13 protein-coding genes are annotated in these 16122 nt (G+C 70.8%); 7 read left to right on the forward strand and 6 right to left on the reverse strand.

Annotation, left to right across the window (positions count from 1 at the left end):
- Positions 1 to 85 precede the first annotated feature (85 nt).
- From AB5L52_RS42975 to AB5L52_RS42985, 3 genes are all read left to right on the forward strand, one after another.
- Complete coding sequence (locus AB5L52_RS42975) at positions 86 to 952, forward strand: acyl-CoA thioester hydrolase/BAAT C-terminal domain-containing protein (protein ID WP_369368500.1); 867 nt, start codon at positions 86 to 88, stop codon at positions 950 to 952.
- 291 nt (positions 953 to 1243) lie between these two features.
- The gene (locus AB5L52_RS42980) at positions 1244 to 2476 is read left to right on the forward strand and encodes a cytochrome P450 (protein ID WP_369368501.1); all 1233 of its coding nucleotides are present in this window, start codon (positions 1244 to 1246) and stop codon (positions 2474 to 2476) included.
- Positions 2477 to 3097: 621 nt separating this feature from the next.
- Complete coding sequence (locus AB5L52_RS42985; RefSeq protein WP_351027269.1) at positions 3098 to 3622, forward strand: transglycosylase SLT domain-containing protein; 525 nt, start codon at positions 3098 to 3100, stop codon at positions 3620 to 3622.
- Between the two features lie 149 nt (positions 3623 to 3771).
- On the opposite strand, the gene AB5L52_RS42990 is transcribed toward AB5L52_RS42985, so the two are convergent.
- Entirely contained in the window at positions 3772 to 4866 is a 1095-nt protein-coding gene (locus tag AB5L52_RS42990; RefSeq protein WP_369368502.1) for a DUF1152 domain-containing protein, read from the reverse strand.
- Positions 4863 to 5378 (reverse strand): hypothetical protein, encoded by a 516-nt coding sequence (locus tag AB5L52_RS42995; protein WP_369368503.1) that lies wholly within the window; start codon positions 5376 to 5378, stop codon positions 4863 to 4865. Before AB5L52_RS42995 ends, AB5L52_RS42990 begins: the two co-directional genes overlap by 4 nt.
- A gap of 285 nt (positions 5379 to 5663) precedes the next feature.
- Between AB5L52_RS42995 and AB5L52_RS43000 the strand changes: the two genes are divergently transcribed.
- From AB5L52_RS43000 to AB5L52_RS43015, 4 genes are read left to right on the forward strand one after another with little or no spacing between them, the layout of a single operon-like run.
- Positions 5664 to 6896, forward strand: a complete 1233-nt coding sequence (locus AB5L52_RS43000) for an ATP-grasp domain-containing protein (protein ID WP_351027274.1) — start codon at positions 5664 to 5666, stop codon at positions 6894 to 6896.
- A gap of 1 nt (position 6897) precedes the next feature.
- Positions 6898 to 8148 (forward strand): acetyl-CoA carboxylase biotin carboxylase subunit family protein, encoded by a 1251-nt coding sequence (locus AB5L52_RS43005; RefSeq protein WP_369368504.1) that lies wholly within the window; start codon positions 6898 to 6900, stop codon positions 8146 to 8148.
- Positions 8145 to 9524, forward strand: a complete 1380-nt coding sequence (locus AB5L52_RS43010; RefSeq protein ID WP_369368505.1) for an MFS transporter — start codon at positions 8145 to 8147, stop codon at positions 9522 to 9524. The genes AB5L52_RS43005 and AB5L52_RS43010 overlap by 4 nt, the downstream gene beginning before the upstream one ends.
- Positions 9521 to 10549, forward strand: coding sequence for a GNAT family N-acetyltransferase (locus tag AB5L52_RS43015; protein ID WP_369368506.1), 1029 nt, complete (start codon positions 9521 to 9523; stop codon positions 10547 to 10549). Before AB5L52_RS43010 ends, AB5L52_RS43015 begins: the two co-directional genes overlap by 4 nt.
- A 24-nt stretch (positions 10550 to 10573) precedes the next feature.
- Here AB5L52_RS43015 and AB5L52_RS43020 read toward each other — a convergent pair whose 3' ends face one another.
- From AB5L52_RS43020 to AB5L52_RS43035, 4 genes are all read right to left on the reverse strand, one after another.
- Complete coding sequence (locus AB5L52_RS43020; RefSeq protein WP_369368507.1) at positions 10574 to 11008, reverse strand: VOC family protein; 435 nt, start codon at positions 11006 to 11008, stop codon at positions 10574 to 10576.
- Positions 11009 to 11184: 176 nt separating this feature from the next.
- Entirely contained in the window at positions 11185 to 12402 is a 1218-nt protein-coding gene (locus tag AB5L52_RS43025) for a hypothetical protein (protein WP_369368508.1), read from the reverse strand.
- Positions 12403 to 12478: 76 nt separating this feature from the next.
- Entirely contained in the window at positions 12479 to 13906 is a 1428-nt protein-coding gene (locus tag AB5L52_RS43030) for an alkaline phosphatase family protein (RefSeq protein WP_369368509.1), read from the reverse strand.
- Positions 13907 to 14234: 328 nt separating this feature from the next.
- Entirely contained in the window at positions 14235 to 15752 is a 1518-nt protein-coding gene (locus tag AB5L52_RS43035) for a purple acid phosphatase family protein (RefSeq protein WP_369368510.1), read from the reverse strand.
- Positions 15753 to 16122 lie beyond the last annotated feature (370 nt).

The raw sequence follows: 16122 nt of genomic DNA on the forward strand, positions 1-16122 counted from the left end.
GGCGATGGCTGTGCCGTATGGCGATACACGGGGCGCACCCGCGCCCATGGCGGATGCGGAGAACCGTCTGCCGTAAGTTGGCCGCATGGCCATAGAGATCACCGAGCATGAGCTGGCTGAGCCGTGGGAGAGCTTCCTCGTCGAGCCGGCCTCCGGAAGCAGTAACGGCGTCCTCGTACTCTCCGGCTCCAGCGGCCGGGTCGAACGCGAGCGATGCCGACTGTTCGCACGTGAGGGCATCATCGCGGCGTCGATCCGATGGTTCGGCGGCCGCGGCCAGTCACCGGGCATCTGCGAGATCCCGCTGGAGACCTTCGTGGCCGCGACCGGGCTGCTGCGTGATCGTGGCGCCCGGCGAGTCAGCGTCCTCGGCGTCTCGAAGGGCGCCGAGGCGGCGCTGCACCTGTCCGTCCTCTCGGACTGCGCCGACGCCGTGATCGCGCTCGCCCCGACCTCGGTCACCTGGGCCAACGTCGGCCCCGGCAGCGATGGCCTGGATCGCCCGTACCGCTCCTGCTGGACCTGGCGGGGGCAGCCCCTGCCCTTCGTCCCTTACGACGACACCTGGACCCCCACGGAGCCGGAGGGCGCGCCTGTGTCGGTGCTGGGCTGGTACGAGCGCAGCCTGGCAACCTACGCCGACCGACTGGCCGCCGCGGCCATCCCGGTGGAGAAGGCAGCCGGCGACCTCGTCCTGGTCGCGGGCGGCGCCGACCGCATGTGGCCGGCGCTGTCCTTCGCCCGCGAGCTGGCCGACCGGCGAACGGCAGCCGGGCGCCCGGTGCGGCTGGTCACCAGGCAGGACGCGGGCCACCGCACCCTGTTCCCCGGCGAGGTGGCGCCGCCCGCGTCCGTGCACTTCGACCACGGCGGGACAGCCGAAGCCGGCGCGGCACTCGGCGCGGCGGCCTGGCCGCATGTGCTGCGGGCGGTGCGCGGCGCGGACGTCTGATCGCGACCGCGACGACGCACCGGGCTGCGTAAGGCTGAGCGGCGGCCACGACGGGCATGACCCTGAGGACGGGCATGACCCTGAGCATGACCCTGGGCAAGGCCTCTGCACCGTCGTCATGACGCACCACGGGAAATTCACGGCTCACCCCGGTTTCACCTGCCCTGCCGGAAGCGGCCGATGCCCGTGCCCGCCCGGCCATGACGATTGCCCGGTCGGACAATCTGGGTATATGCCCCCTGGATGTCAGCAGAGGGACGAGTGCGGTCGACGCTGCCCCCGGGAGGCATGATGAGCCAGCAGCCGGTCCTTCTTCCTTACGCCGATCCGGGCTTCGTGGCGGATCCCTACCCCCTCTACAGGCGGCTGCGCGAGGACGGCCCGGTCCGGCGCGCGGTCATCGCCGGGGGCCTGGACGCCTGGTTGGTCACGCGCTACGAGGACGGGCTCGCCGCCCTGTCCGACCCCCGGCTGAGCAGCGATGTGCGTGATGCCTCGGACCCCCGCCTCATCGAGCAGCTGCCCGAGTTCGAGCGCGAGTCGATGATCAGCAACATGCTCCGTTCCGACCCGCCCGACCACACCCGGCTGCGCCGCCTGGTGTCGAAGGCGTTCACCGCACGCCGGGTCGCCGAGCTGCGGCCCCGTATCCAGGAGATATCCGACCGGCTGCTCGACGCCGTGGTGCCGGCCGGCCGGGCCGATCTCGTGGCGGACTTCGCGTTGCCGCTGCCGGTCACCGTCATCAGCGAGCTGCTCGGCGTGCCGGTGGACGACCGACAGGACTTCCAGCGGTGGACCGACGCCATGCTCGTGCGCGGTGAGACGATGCCCGACCCTGTCGTCGTCAACGAGGCCTGGCAACACATGCGCGCGTACGTGACGAAGCAGCTCGAAGCCAAACGCGCCCGGCCGGGGGATGATCTGCTCAGCGCGCTGATCAGCGCCCACGATGAGGAACGGCGGCTGAACGACGACGAGCTGATTGCCATGACCTTCCTGCTGCTGGTGGCCGGGTACGTCACGACGGTCAACCTGATCGGCGGTGGCATCGCGGCGCTGCTCGCCCACCCCGACCAGCTGACCCTGTTGCGCGATCATCCGGAACTGCTGCCCGACGCGATCGAGGAGTGCCTCCGCTACGACGGCCCGGTCAACCCGGGCATCGCCCGGTTCGCCCGCGAAGACGTCGAGATCGCGGGCGTGACCGTCCCACGCGGGGCGACCGTGCTGATCGCGTCCGCGATCGCCGACCGTGATCCGGCTCGGTACCCCGACCCCGACAGGCTGGACATCACCCGGCAGAACAACGGCCACCTGGCCTTCGGGCACGGCATCCACTACTGCCTGGGCGCACCGCTCGCCCGGCTGGAGGGCCAGATCGCCATCGGGACGGTGCTGCGCCGCCTCCCGGACCTGGCTCTGGCCGTCCCTCCGGCCGAGCTGCGCCGGCGGCCCGGCGGTCTCCGCGGCCCGGTGCAGCTGCCCGTCACGTTCGCGCCCCTGGGCGACCGGACAACCTGAACTCCACCCTGGTCGGCCGAGTGATGTGGCCGATGTGTCCGTCCCGGCTGTTGCTGGGCAGGACTACGCACGGGCGAGCGAGGTGCACCTCCACGAGCCGAGTACGCCCTGACCGGCCTCGGCCGTTCACTGCGGAACCGCTGATCGCGCTCGGGCAACGGGCGGTCGCCCACGAAGCCGACCTGCTGGCCGCGCGTGCCCGCTGCGGCGCAGCCTCCTGACCGCCGACCCGGAGTACGCGCGCCGGCCCGGCGCCGCCCCCTCCGTCTTCCCGATTGCGCGTCCAAAAGGGCCGTTCAAGGGGCCTGCAGGAGTGACGCCACCCATAGGGCGCGGATCACATCCTAAGCGGCATCGTAGGTACAGAGCGCCCTGAACAGCACGGAAAGCTGTCATAAGGGTCTATTTCAGGCATTACTCCGAAGTGGGATAGTACGTCACATCATTGCGCCCCGCCGCGTCCGCCGCTAACCATTGCTGTCGTTGCCGGGAGCACGGCGACGGACCGAGTGAATTCCTGCGAGGTCTGTCCGCTCCCGTCCGCAGCGCGGGGCTCCGCCCCACGCCGCCGCCGGCAGCAGCCGGCAATGACGACGTCCCCCAACGGAGAGTCCCTTTCGCATGACCATGACCACTCGCACCCGCATCGCTCGTCTCCGCACCCTCGGCCTCACCGGCATCGCCACGACCGGTGCCGCAGCCGCCGCCATCACCCTGATGCCGACGAACGCACAGGCCGCCGAAGCAACGCAGGTGCACGCCTCCTCCGTGGTCAAGGTCTCCGGCAGCGACAGCCGCGCCACCTCCGGGCAGAAGACCGGCTACGGCAACAACCTCGACGGCTGGATCAAGCAGTCTCTGCAGATCATGAAGTCCAAGGGCATCCCCGGCAGCTACGAGGGCCTCAAGCGCAACATCATGCGCGAATCCGCCGGTAACCCCAACGCGCAGAACAACTGGGACGTCAACGCCAAGCAGGGCACCCCGTCCAAGGGCCTGCTGCAGGTCATCGACCCCACCTTCCACGCCTACCACGTCTCCGGCACCGCGCAGAGCATCACCGACCCGGTCGCCAACATCACCGCGGCCGCCAACTACGCCGCCCACCGCTACGGCTCCATCGACAACGTCAACTCCGCGTACTGACCCGGACTCAGGCGAGCGTCGACCCACTGCCCCTCTAGGCCGTCGCATCCAGCCGCTGACAGCGGCCGGCGGCCTACGAGCAGGGCACGGCAACCACGTTGAGAGCGGCCCCCGTCACCGGGGGCCGCTCTCGCGCGTGCTCGGGTCGGTCAGTTCGTCAGTGACAGGAGCGGGAAGGCGTCAAGACCGGGACGGTGCTTGGTCAGCAGGTCCCGGACCTGTTCGGTCAGGCGCCAGTCGTAGCCCAGGGACTCGACTGCGCAACGGACGCTCACGTACCGCGCGTCGGGGTGGCCGGCGCGCTGTACGTGGAGCCAGCTGTCCAGTTCGCTTAGGAAGGTCTCGTCGTCGATGAGGTCGCGGGCGGTGTGGCGACGGATCGCGCGTTGCCGCTCGCGTTCGACCTCGTTGAATCCGTACAGCCTTAGACTTACGTCCTCCGCGCCGGTCAGGGTGTCGGGGCGGGCCTCCAGGAGGCCTTGGGCGAGGCGGTTGTGGTCCAGGGCCCGGGTGAGCGGCAGGTCCCAGAAGCGGCCGCTGCGGTCGGTGAGCGGTATCGGGCCCGCGCCTTCCCTCGTGAGGCAGGGACCGCGCAGCCCGGCAGCGGCTGCGGCGAGCAGGGTGCTGGCCTCGGACGGGTGCCAGCGGAAGACGGTCGCCGCCCACATGGGGAGGGTGCCGTCGAGGTCCGTGCCGTCGCCTGCGACACGGGTCAGCAGGGTTGCTTCGGGCACCTCGCCGTCGAGGCCGGGGCCGGCGACGTAGACGGTGGCGGGGACGCCGGCCAGCTGGCAGGACGCCAGGGCGAGCGCGTCCGGCAGGGGGCTGACGAGGGTGGGTTCGTCGCCATGGGCGAGGATGTCGCCGCCCATGTCCACGACGCTGATGTGGTCGGCGCCGAGTGCGCGGGCGGTCCGCCCGATCTGCTCGGCGAGCCCCGCGACTCCGGCGTAGGGGTCGAGGAGCGCGAGCCTCGTCGGCAGGTCTCCGGCCAGTCGGGGGAGGGTGCATCCGCGTGGCCCGCGCGGCTGCGATCCGGTCGTGACGAGTGGCACCGGCAGGGTGTCGCGGTCGAGGCCGGTGAAGTCGTGCGGGGCGAGGGGGCCGGGAAGCGGATCCACGGTGAGCCGTTCCCAGGCGTAGGTGAGGACGACGGCATCGGCGTCGGCGCCCAGCGTGGCGTGGGTGAGGGCCGTGCCGATCGGATCACCGCCGCCGCCCGCCGCGATGAACAGCTCGGTCACGAAGCCGCCCGCGCGGTGCGGATCCCCGAGATGCCGACCGGCGTACCCATGTGCTTCCGGGCGCGCTGATTCTGCTGGTGCAGGCGCTCGTAGTAGTCGCGGTCGAGCTGTACGACGTTGTCGGAGAAGAACATCCAGGACAGGATGTCGCGGTATTTGAAGCCCTCGGGGGTGAGCTGCACGCGGCGGCCGAGGCGGCGCAGCAGCCCGGTCTCCTCGGCGGCGTCCAGGATCGGCTCGAACAGGTGGGCCTTGTCCCGGTAGCCGAAGCGGTCCAGTTCGGCGAGGTCCAGGTCGAAAGTGTCCAGGACGAGGCGCTTGCGGATGATCTCCTCGTCATCGAGGACGAACCCGGTGACGGGCCGCAGCGCGTGGGCCTCGGCCCTGCTGATGTAGTCGGCGACTTCGGTCATGGACGGTTTGACGGAGCCCACCATGTAGTCGAGCACGCCGGTGTAGGAGCGGGCGCCGACGCCGAGCCCGAGCAGCGGCACGCCGTGGAAGGTGAGCACCTTCTGCTTGTAGCCGCCGCGGCCGGGCTTCGTCCGAGAGTCAATCCGCGATCGGCGGCCGGGACCCAGGCCCGGTCCCCACGAACCCGGGCCCGTTGGGAGCGCACACTCCTGTGCGATGACCCGAACTCCACCGGAAAGGTCGCTTCCGCAAAGACGAAACCCCTAGGATCCGTGCCCCGACGGGTTGCTGGAGCTTGCTACAACCGTTGTCGCGAAATCACTGTCCTGCTCTGGTTGTTACGTTCATGGCCCTGGCCCGGCGGGTGCGGTCTACTGCGCGGCGTGAAGAAGATCCTGCTGATCGAGGCGCTAGCAAACTCGGGCCCTTATGTGCTGGATGCCGCCCGCGAACTCGGCGCGCATGTCTTCGTCGCCACCCACGAGGACGTCTACGAGAGTTACCCCGCCGCGCTGCGCGACAAGATCCACGGCGCGGTGTTCACCGACCTCACCGACCCGGACCGGGCGCTGGCGGACCTGGCCGGGTTCGCCGAGGCGACGGAGATCGACGCGGTGGCCGGCTGCTGGGAGTTCTTCACCCCGCTCGTCGCGCACCTGGCCGAGCGCCTGGGGCTGCCCGGCAACGACCCCCGGCTCGCCCAGGCATGCCGGAACAAGGCCGAGATGGCCCAGGCCTTCTACGCGGGCCAGGTGCCCGCGCCGGCAACGATCAGCGTGCGCACGGCCGGGGAGGCGGCACGTGCCCTCGGCCGCATCGGCATGGCATTCCCGGTCGTCGTCAAACCCGCCGAGCAGGGCGGCTCCTGGGGCGTCAGCGTCGTCGAGAGCCCCGAACAGCTCGACACCGCCGTACAACACGCCCAGTCCTGGCCGATCGCCGCCCCGCACGGCCTGGCCATGGATCAGCGCGTCGTCGTCCAGGAGTACGTCCCCGGACCCGAGTTCAGCCTCGACACCGTCGTCTGGCGCGACGCGTACTTCCATCTGCCCCCGGTCGAGAAGCACACCACCGCCGGCGCCTACCGGGCCGAGACCGGCCACACCTGCCCCGCCGCTCTGCCGGCCGCCGAGCTGAGCGCCGTGCGGGCCGCCGCCGAACGGGCGCTCCGGGCGCTCGGCATCCGCAACGGCGTCGCCCACACCGAACTCAAGATCTCACCCGACACGGGTCCCGTCGTCATCGAGGTCGGCGCCCGCCTGCCGGGAGACCACCTCGTGGACGTCGTACGCCGGGCCTCCGGCATCGACGAGGCCCGCGCCTACCTCCAGGCCGTCCTCGACGAGAAGCCCGACGTACCCGCGCCCCGGGAAGGGGCGTGCGCGATCCGGTTCCTCACCCCGCCGCGCGCCGGCACCTTCCACGGGGTGACCATCGACGGACCGCACGACGGCCTGGTCGACGGGGACATCACCACCCCGCCCGGCGCCGTCGTCGGCAGCGCCCACGACAACTCGGCCCGCATCGGCCACCTGATCTTCACCGCCGCCACGCCCGCGCAGGTCAACGCCGACGCCGCCCGCGCACTCGCCCACACCCGCATAGAAGTGAGCTGACATGCAGCGCATCGCCTTCCTCCGGTCCGTCGACATCCAGCGCGCCGACCCGTACATCCACGGCATCACCCCCGCCCTGGCGCGGCTCGGCGCCGAGGCCCGCCTCTTCCACACCCACGGCGACTGCGGCCCGGACCTGTTCCCGGGCACGAGCGAACGGCTCGACCCCGCGGCCACACCGGACGAGTTCGTCGAGCGCGTGCGCGCCTGGGGGGCCGACGCGGCCGTGGCGATCTCCCTGCCGGACGAGAACGCCCTGCGTGACGCCGTCGTCAAGGCCAAGCTCGAAGCCCTCGGCATCCGCACCGTCATGACCCCCCTCGCCGCCACGCGCGTCCTGTGCGACAAGTGGGAGACCAAGCGGGCCCTCGACGCGCACGGCCTCACCACCCCGCCCGCCGTCCTGGTCGACAGTGACCTCCTCAACGACCGCGCGTTGCCCGTCCCGGCCTACCCGGACGCCGTCCGCCTCGCCGCCCAGGATCTCGGCTACCCCCTCATGGCCAAGCCGCTGTGGGACTCCACCAGCATGGGCATCGAGTTCCTCCCCGACCCGGCCGCCCTCGACCGCCACCTCGCCGCCCGGCCGACGGCACACGCGGTCCTCGAGAAGTGCGTCAGCGGCCGGCTCTGCTCGGTCGACATCGTCGGCGCCGGCGGCCACTACACCGTCATGCCGCTCATCTGGACCGGCACCGCGGGCGGCCCGCCCGCCTTCACCTTCGAAGACCTCCGCTACGTCCACCCCGCCTCGGGCGACGACTTCCGGCCCACCGCGCAGCGCCTCGTGGACCTGTGCACGGCGCTCAGTGTGGAGGGGTCCGTGAACGTCGACATGATCTACGCCGACGGCGCCTACCACGTCCTGGAGATCAACCCCCGGATCGGCGGCGCCACCACCCTGTCCATCGCCGCCAGTGGACTCAACACCTTCGCCGCCCTCCTCGACATCCTCCACGGCACCTGGCCGACCCGGACCGGCGCCCCGGCCGAGCGATTCGCGATCGAGTGCCTCACCGCGAACCCCACCCCCGCCCTCCTCGCCGAACTCCGCGCCCGAATCGACCTCGTGACCTGCCACGACCTGATCATCGACGGCCACGACCACGGCGGCATCCTCACGTTCACCGTGAACCCGGGCGACGAGCAGCGGGCGGTGAAGGAACTCACCGGGCTGTACGAGCGGACCGGCTTCATCACGGCCGCCAGGCTCGACAAGATCCGCCGTCTGCTGACCCCCGCGGGCCGGTGAACATCCCCACCGGCAGGCGAACGGCCCGCCGCGGCGCCCCGCCGGGCCCCGGCCGGCGCCGCGGACTGCGGGCTCGGGCCGGGCTGCCCGCGCTCACCGGAGCGAGCCGCTTCGTCGCCGCTCACGCGGTCGACAGCCTCGGCACCGGGCTCGTCTTCGCCTTCACGGTCGTCTACCTCACCCACGCCACCCACCTCTCCCTCGCGGAGATCGGCGCGTCCCTCACCCTGGGCAACCTCCTCGCACTGCCCGTCCCCGCACTCGGCGGGATCCTCCTGGACCGCTGCGGCCCGAAGACGGTCGTCGCGCTCGCCAACCTCGTCTCCGCCGCCGGATTCGCGGCGTTCCTCGTCGCCCGCTCCGCGTGGCAGATCAGCCTCGCCTACCTCGTCGTACAGGCCGGTATCAACCTGTACTGGACGGCCGCCCGCAACCTGGTGCCCCTGGCCTGCCTGCCCGGCGAGGAGCGGCTCTGGTTCGGGTTCATCTCCTCGCTGCGCAACCTCGGCATCGGTGTCGGCGCGGCCGTCTCCGCCGTCGCGCTGGCCCTGTTCGGCCCGGACAGCCTGTACGCGCTCATCGCCGCGAACGCTGGCACGTTCCTGTGCGCGGCGCTCCTGTTCCTCACCTGGAAGCCCACCAGAAGCCCGGCCGGGCCGGACATCTCCGGCGCCGCAGGGGACGGCGGCACGCCTGACACCTCCGGCCCGGCGCAGGACAGCGGCGGGCCGGCCCGGCGGGGCAGCCGGCAAGCGAACCGGCAGGGCAGCCGGCAGGCGGTTCTCCGGGACGGCCGCTACCTCCTGCTCGTCGCGACCAACCTGGCCTTCGTCCTCGCGCAGATGGTCCCACCGGTCCTGCTCGCCGTGTACGTCACCGGCACCCTGCACGCCGGCGCGTGGATCCCCGGCACCCTCCTGGTCGTCAACACGGCCGTCGTCGCCGTCCTCACCCCGGCCATCACCCGCCGCTCGGCACGCCACCGCCCGCACCGCGCGATCGCCGGCGGGTTCCTCGTCGGCGCCGTCTCCTTCGCCCTCTTCGCCGCGCCCCTCGCCTTGCAGGGCGCCCCCCGCTGGACCGTGGCCGCCGTCCTGGTGGTGGCGACGCTGCTGTTCACCCTGTCCGAGATCCTCAGCTCTCCCGCACTGAGCGAACTCTCTGTCGCCCTGGCCCCCACCGCGGCCAACGGCCGCCACCAGGTCGCCTTCCAGCTGTCCTGGTCCATCGGCGGCGCCGCCGCTCCCGTCGTCCTCACCGCGCTGCTGAGCCGGCAACCCGTGCTGCCCTGGCTGCTCCTCACCTCCCTCAGCGTGCTCGCCGTCCCCGCAGCCCACGCCCTCGCCCCACCCGAACGGGAGGAAGCTCAGCCGTGATCCTCACCCTCGTCCAGGACATCATGGAGGTCCCCGCCGCCGAGTGGGACGCCCTCGCCGCCGAGGCGGGCCTCTACCTCTCCCACCAGTGGCTCGCCGCCCAGCAGCACGACCCCACCGCCCAGGTCCGCTACGCCCTCGTCCACGACGACGGCCGACTGATCGCCGCCGCACCGCTGTACGCGGTCGACGCAGAACCCAACGCCCTCTACCGCGTCCACGCCCTCATCCCCGACCGCACACCGGTCAGGACCCTGCTCGCAGGGGCCCGCCGCGGCTACCTCAACGGCCCACTCCTGCACCCCCGCCTCACCCCCGACCGACGGCACGGAGCCCTGAACGCACTGGTGAAGGCCGCCAGTTCGCTCGCTGACGTCCACAAGGCGCAGCCATGGTGGTTGTACGTCACCGATACGGCAGCCGCCGAACTCGCCGATGCTTGCGGCACCAAACCCGTGCGGCTGGGCGAGGATGCCCGCATCCCCCTGCCCGGCACCAGGTTCGACGACTATCTCGCCGGCCTGCCGTCCAAACGACGGGTCGCCATCCGCCGCGAACGCCGAGCCTTCGTCGAAGCCGGATACGAGCTGCGCACCCTACGACTCTCCGAGTGCGCCGACCCCGCCGGCGCACTCCTCGCCCAGCTCCAGGAGCGCCATGGACACCCGGCCGACCCCTCCGCCATGGCCCGCCTGCTGCGCGACCAGGCCGAGGGCATGGCCGACAGCGGAACCGTCCTCGCCGCCTATACCGAAGACCGCATGGTCGCCTTCAGCCTCTTCTACCGCCACGCGGACACCGTCTGGCTCCGTGCCACCGGCTACGACTACGCCCAACTGCGGGGAGCGCACGAGTACTTCAACCTCGTCTACTACCTCCCCATCGAGTACGCCTACACCCACGGCGCCACCGCCCTCCACCTCGGCATGGAGTCCCTCCGCGCCAAGACCCTCCGGGGAGCGGTCACTTCACCGCTCTGGGCGATCGAGGGGCCTGGGGGAGCGGACAGCCCGGGGCGCTCCTGAACACCTCCCCGTCTCGGAGGATGCTCAGTCGAGACAGAACTCGTTGCCCTCGATGTCCTGCATAAGGAGGCACGACTCGTTGTCGTCATCGGCAAGCAGCAGTCGCACGCGTACCGCGCCGAGCGCGACCAGTCGTGCGCATTCGGCCTCAAGCGTGGCCACCCGCTCTTCCCCCACGAGTCCGGTGCCGACCCGCACGTCAAGATGCAGCCGATTCTTGACGACCTTGCCTTCGGGAACGCGCTGGAAAAACAGTCGCGGTCCCACACCTGAGGGATCAATGCATGCGAACCATGAACCCTGATTCCCAGGCGGCAGCGAGCGGTCGAAATCGTCCCAAGTGGCAAACCCCTTCGGTGGCGGCGGGATGACGTACCCCAACACCTCGCACCAAAAGCGAGCGACGCGCTCAGGTTCTGCGCAGTCGAAGGTGACTTGGAATTGCTTGACGGATGCCATCGGTCCACCATAGCAAGGGTCTCTGCTGCTCAATTCCCCGTGATGACAAGCGCGTTGATGACGATCCAGGTCTGCGCCCACATTAAAGCCACTCAAAATTTCCCTAGCGGGGCTGTCTCTCGGCTACCTGCCAATCGGGCACCGCACCTCTCCCACCGCCGCGCCGCCAGCGCGCCTCAGTACCGCGGCAGCGGGGTCACGTCGGCGCGGACGTGGTCGACGGCCCAGTACCAGTTGTTGGCCGCGTTGAAGACACGCCAGGTCAGGGTGACCGAGCGGGTGCCGGCGGGGATGGCGGTGTCGCGGGCGACGTAGGTGTCTTCCGCGTCCTTGCCGAGGTTGTCGTTGCCGGACGTGGCCGAGGAGTAGTGGAGCAGTCGTACGGTGGTTCCGTCGTCGAAGGCGGCGGTCAACTCCGCCTCCTGCGGGGCCTCCTGGCGGTAGTGGGAGTCGAAGGAGACATACAGCCTGGTGGCGCCCTCGGGTAGCTCGACCGGCGGGGAGACGAGTGAGGAGTCGAAGCGGCCCTTGCTGGACGGCGAGCCGCTGTCGTCCCAGTCGTCCGGGTCGGCGACGGCGACGACCCCGAGCGCGCGAGTGAAGTCGGCGCGGTCCTGCCCACCGGTCTGCCACAGCCGCTTGGTGTGGAAGGTCCAGCCCTGCAGACGCGGCGTGCCCCGCGGCATACCGGCGGCGTTGACCACCTTCCAGCCGGACGGGGCGGTTGCTGTCCAGCCGAGGACGCCGCCCGACGGCTGCAGGGCGTTGGCGACGGACTCGAAGTCCTCGCCGAGCGGATGGCCCGCGACGGACACGGCGGTGCGGGCACTGATCTCGTCGTCGGCCAGCACATACCGCTCTCCGGTCCGGCCCCGCGCGGTGACGAGCAACCGGTGCCCGTCCCCGGTGACATCGCCGGGGACCGAGATGGCGTAGACGGCCTTCGCCGAGGCGCCGGCGGCCAGCGACACGGGCGGCGCGGTCACGGTGCGCACCGGCCAGCCCGGCGGGACGACGGGAGCCACCTCCAGGGCGGTCACCTTCTCCCGCGCGCTCAGCTCGACGCCGATCCGGGCGGTGTGCCCGGGGACGAGGACCGCCTCGTCGATCGTGGCGGAGGCGGCGGCGAGGGCGACGGTGACGCCGAGGGCGTCGGGCAGACCCATCGCCGGATCGGTCACGCCCTGCAGCGAGGTTGGGACACGCCCGGCCCAGTGGCGCCGGAAGAACGGCTCGCCCGCGATCCCGACCGCGAGGTCGTACCAGCCCTCGCGAGCCAGCGGAACCCGCACGCTCTGCTCCGCGCCGCCGCCGTAGGCGAGGTCGCCGACCAGGAACGTACCCGAGCGAAGTGAGGATGACCGGAAGCAGACGCGATGGTGGCGTGGGCGCAATGACCGGAGCCTGGGAGGAGCGTGCGTACCCGGGCCCCGGCGAGGGCCCGGGCACAACGGGCGCGGGACGCTGGTGTCACACGTGCGGGCGGTGACCGCTTTCCTGGTGCGGGAACGTCTGGTCCGCTCCGGGCAGCGTCGGCTTCGGCAGCGTCGCCACCTCCTCCTTCGCCTTCTCCAGCTGCTCCGCGGTGTCGTCGGGGAGTTGGGGCGCGTCGGGACGGGCGTCGCTGAAGCGGAAGGCGGTGGTGAGGTCGCCGAAGGTGGCGCGTCGCCAGTTGCTGATGTTCGGTTCCGCCACCCCCGTGAACCGTTCCAGGAACTGCAGGGCCGAGGTGTGGTCGAAGGCCTCCGAAGCGACCCAACCGCCCACGGTCCAGGGTGAGATGATGATGGCCGGGACGCGGAAACCGCCTCCGATGGGCCGGCCCTGGACGTACTCGTTCGCCGTGCCCGCGGGCGGGGTGGGCGGGGCCACGTGGTCGAACAAGCCGTCATTCTCGTCGTAGTTGAGGATGAAGGCGGTCTTCTGCCACACCTTGGGGTTGGCCGCGATCGCCTCGATCTTCGAGGCGACGAAGTCGGCGCCGGCGGCCGGGAGATAGTCGGGGTGCTCCGACTGGTAGCCCGTGGGAATGAGCCAGCTCACGGCAGGGAGACGGTCGTTGCGTGCGTCGTCCTCGAAGGTGCCCTCGGGCTGCGGGCGTACGCCGCGCTCGTACAGCTCGGAGCCGGGCCGCGCCTTCTGGAAGGCGGCGAACTGTTCCAGCAGGTTGCAGCCGTAGTCGTCGTCCTGCTGGTACACCTTCCAGCTGACGCCGGCCGCCTGGAGGCGTTCGGCGTACGTCGTCCAGCGGTACGGCGTGGGCGCGACGTTGCTGATGATCGGGCCGCCGTGGGTGCCGGCAGGGTCGATCGTGCCGGTCATCCACATCAGGCGGTTGGGCCAGGTGGGGCCGAACACCGAGCAGTAATAGTTGTCGCAGATGGTGAAGGCCTCGGCGAGCGCGAACTGGAACGGGATGTCCTCGCGCGTGTAGTAGCCCATCACATAGGGCCCGTTGACGCCGTCGGCCCTGCGGTGGGCAGGCAGCCACTGGTCCATCCTGCCGCCGTTCCAGGCCTGGTGCTGTACGGCCCAGGCGTGGCTGGTGGACGGGATGGCCTGCGCGCTCGACTTGTGGGTGTCGAGGTGGAAGGGCAGCAGATAGCCCTTCGGGTTCTTGGCGTCGGGCTGGTAGAAGACCGAACGCCCGTTGCCGAGCCTGAGAGCGTCCGGGTCGCTGAAGCCCCGGACCCCCGACAGGGTGCCGAAGTAGTGGTCGAACGACCGGTTCTCCTGCATCAGCATGACCACGTGCTCGATGTCGCGCAGCGATCCGTTCGGGGGCGGCCCGGCGGCGACGGCCTTCTGGATGCTCGGCGGGAGGAGGGAGAGAGCCGCGGTGGCGCCCAGCGCACCGGCGGCCGAACTCAGTAGTCTACGGCGTGTCAACTCAGCCATGACGGCCCTTTCTTGAGCGGGACAAGCGCTCCGGAGTGACGGCCGGCCCGACGGAAAAGCGGGCCACCGACCATCCTTCGCTCGGGCCGACAGGGCGCATCAGGCAAACGCCATGAACATGCGACCAACGCGCGGGAAGGGCTTGGCCAAGCCGTGATATTCAACGCCCGGGCGTTGCACCGATGTTGCCGTGCGTTGAGAAACGCTGGCTGCTACACGGATGGCCCCCGCCCTACGTCATGGCAAAGCAGGTGAGGGGCGCCGGGACCATCGCCCTGGTGTGGTCGACCGTCCCGGCGCCGTATCCCCGCACGGGGGCGGGCTGCCGTCAGTGGTCGCCGCGTGGGCGGGTGAGGGTGAAGCGGTCGACCGGGACGAGGTCGCCGTAGGGTCCGCTGACCGTGTAGTAGGTGACGTGGATCGAGGTCGTGCCGCCGGGACGGCCGGGGTCGACCTCGAAGGCGGCGAAACCATAGGAGTGCTCGGCGTCGCGTACCGCCGACCAGGGGGCGTCCTCGAGGACGTAGACGGGCGGGCGTTTGCCGGTCGCCGGGTCGGCCGGGCCCACCTTGGTGATCACCCGGCACTGCGGGGTGGGGAAGAGGAGCTGGTTGGAGGGGGCCGAGGTGCCGCCCCCGCCGATCACCATGTGCACGGTGCCCCTGGTGGTGTCGACGGCATGCGTGTCGGTGGCGGCCGGGATTGGCGTGCGGGTGTCGTTGGGCTGCTGGCCCCGAAGGGGGTGCGAGCGCTCGTAGTGGTGCTCGTGGCCGCAGACAACGAGGTCGACGCCGTAGCGGTCGAACAGCGGCACCCACTCCTCGCGGATCCCGAGGTCGGCGCCGTTGAACTTGTCGGCGGTCGAGATCACCACCTGGTGCATGCACACCACGAGCCAGTCGATGTCGGGGTTCGCGCGGGAGGCGGCGAGTTCGGTCTCCAGCCAGCGCTTCTGGGCGCCGCCGGAGTAGCCGTGGACGTAGGAGTTGCCGGCGTCCTGGAAGGCGACGTCGTCGTTGTTGAGGCTGATCACCCGTACGGAACCCGCGGTGAACGCGTACCACAGTCCGTGCAGTTCGGTGTCGGCGCCCGCGTCGGGCAGGCTGAAGTAGGTCTGGTAGGCGCCGTAGCCGATGGGGCCGTTGCCGAGTTCGTTCTCGTGGTTGCCGGCGGCCGGCATCCACGGGCGGTGGCGGGCCGAGCGGGAGTTGTTCTCGAACCAGTCGGACCAGGTGCGCACCCGGTCCGTGGCCAGGTTGGCGTAGCAGAGGTCCCCGTTGACCAGGTGGAACAGCGGGGCGATCCGCTCGACCCCGGCGGTGGTGTCGCCGGCGGCGGGGGAGCCGAGGTTGTCGTTGACGTAGATGCCGCTGTCGTTCTTCTTGCCGAGGGTCGGTGTGCCCTGGTCGCCGAAGCTCGTGAAGGTGAACGCCGAGCGGCCGCGCGGTGCGGTGCGCACGCTGCCGAACTCGGCCTGCGCACCCTCGTGTACGGCGGCGTAGACATAGTCGGTGTCCGGCCTGAGGCCGCGCGTCCGAGCGTGGTGCACCTGCACCTCGGTGCCCGACTTGGCGTCGCGGTACGTCGTGGTCTGCGCGGCGACGGTACGGCCGAGACCGCCGGCCGGGGTGCCGAGCAGCACACGTGGCCGGGACACGGACGCGGTGGTGTGCCAGGAGACCACGACTTCACGGGAGGCATCGGCTCCGAACTGCAGATGCAGCCCCGCGACCCGCGGTGCCCCCAGTGCACCCGGCTTCTCCCACAGCACCGGGCTCGCCGCAGCGGGCGTCGCACCGGCCAGCCCCACCGCACCGGCCAGCCCCGCCCCCGACGCACCCGCCAACAGTGCTCGTCTGCTGGGGCCTGAACGGACAACAGAGTCAGGAGTGTTCATGGCCGCCGATTCTCGTCGGGAGCCGGTGAACGGCACGGTGAGATCCGGGTGAACGGAACGTCAAGTGCGACATCGGCAGCCACATGCGAGCCGTGCCGGCGGAGTGCGTGCGAGGGCCGGGGGCGAGCCGCCGCGCGACGAGGTACCGGCGGTGCTGCGGGCGGCAGAACTTACCCGTATCTGGCGGGAATTGGCGGTGTGGTCGTCGCGCCAGGTCACAGACGAGCCAAGTCTAGTCCAAATAAGGGAGGCTCTTTCCGGATTCCGGACATCATCGTCGCAAACCGGCCAGCGGCGAGTGAACCGAGCGTGGACCGCG

The organism is Streptomyces sp. CG4 (genome assembly GCF_041080655.1).
Lineage (GTDB): Bacteria > Actinomycetota > Actinomycetes > Streptomycetales > Streptomycetaceae > Streptomyces.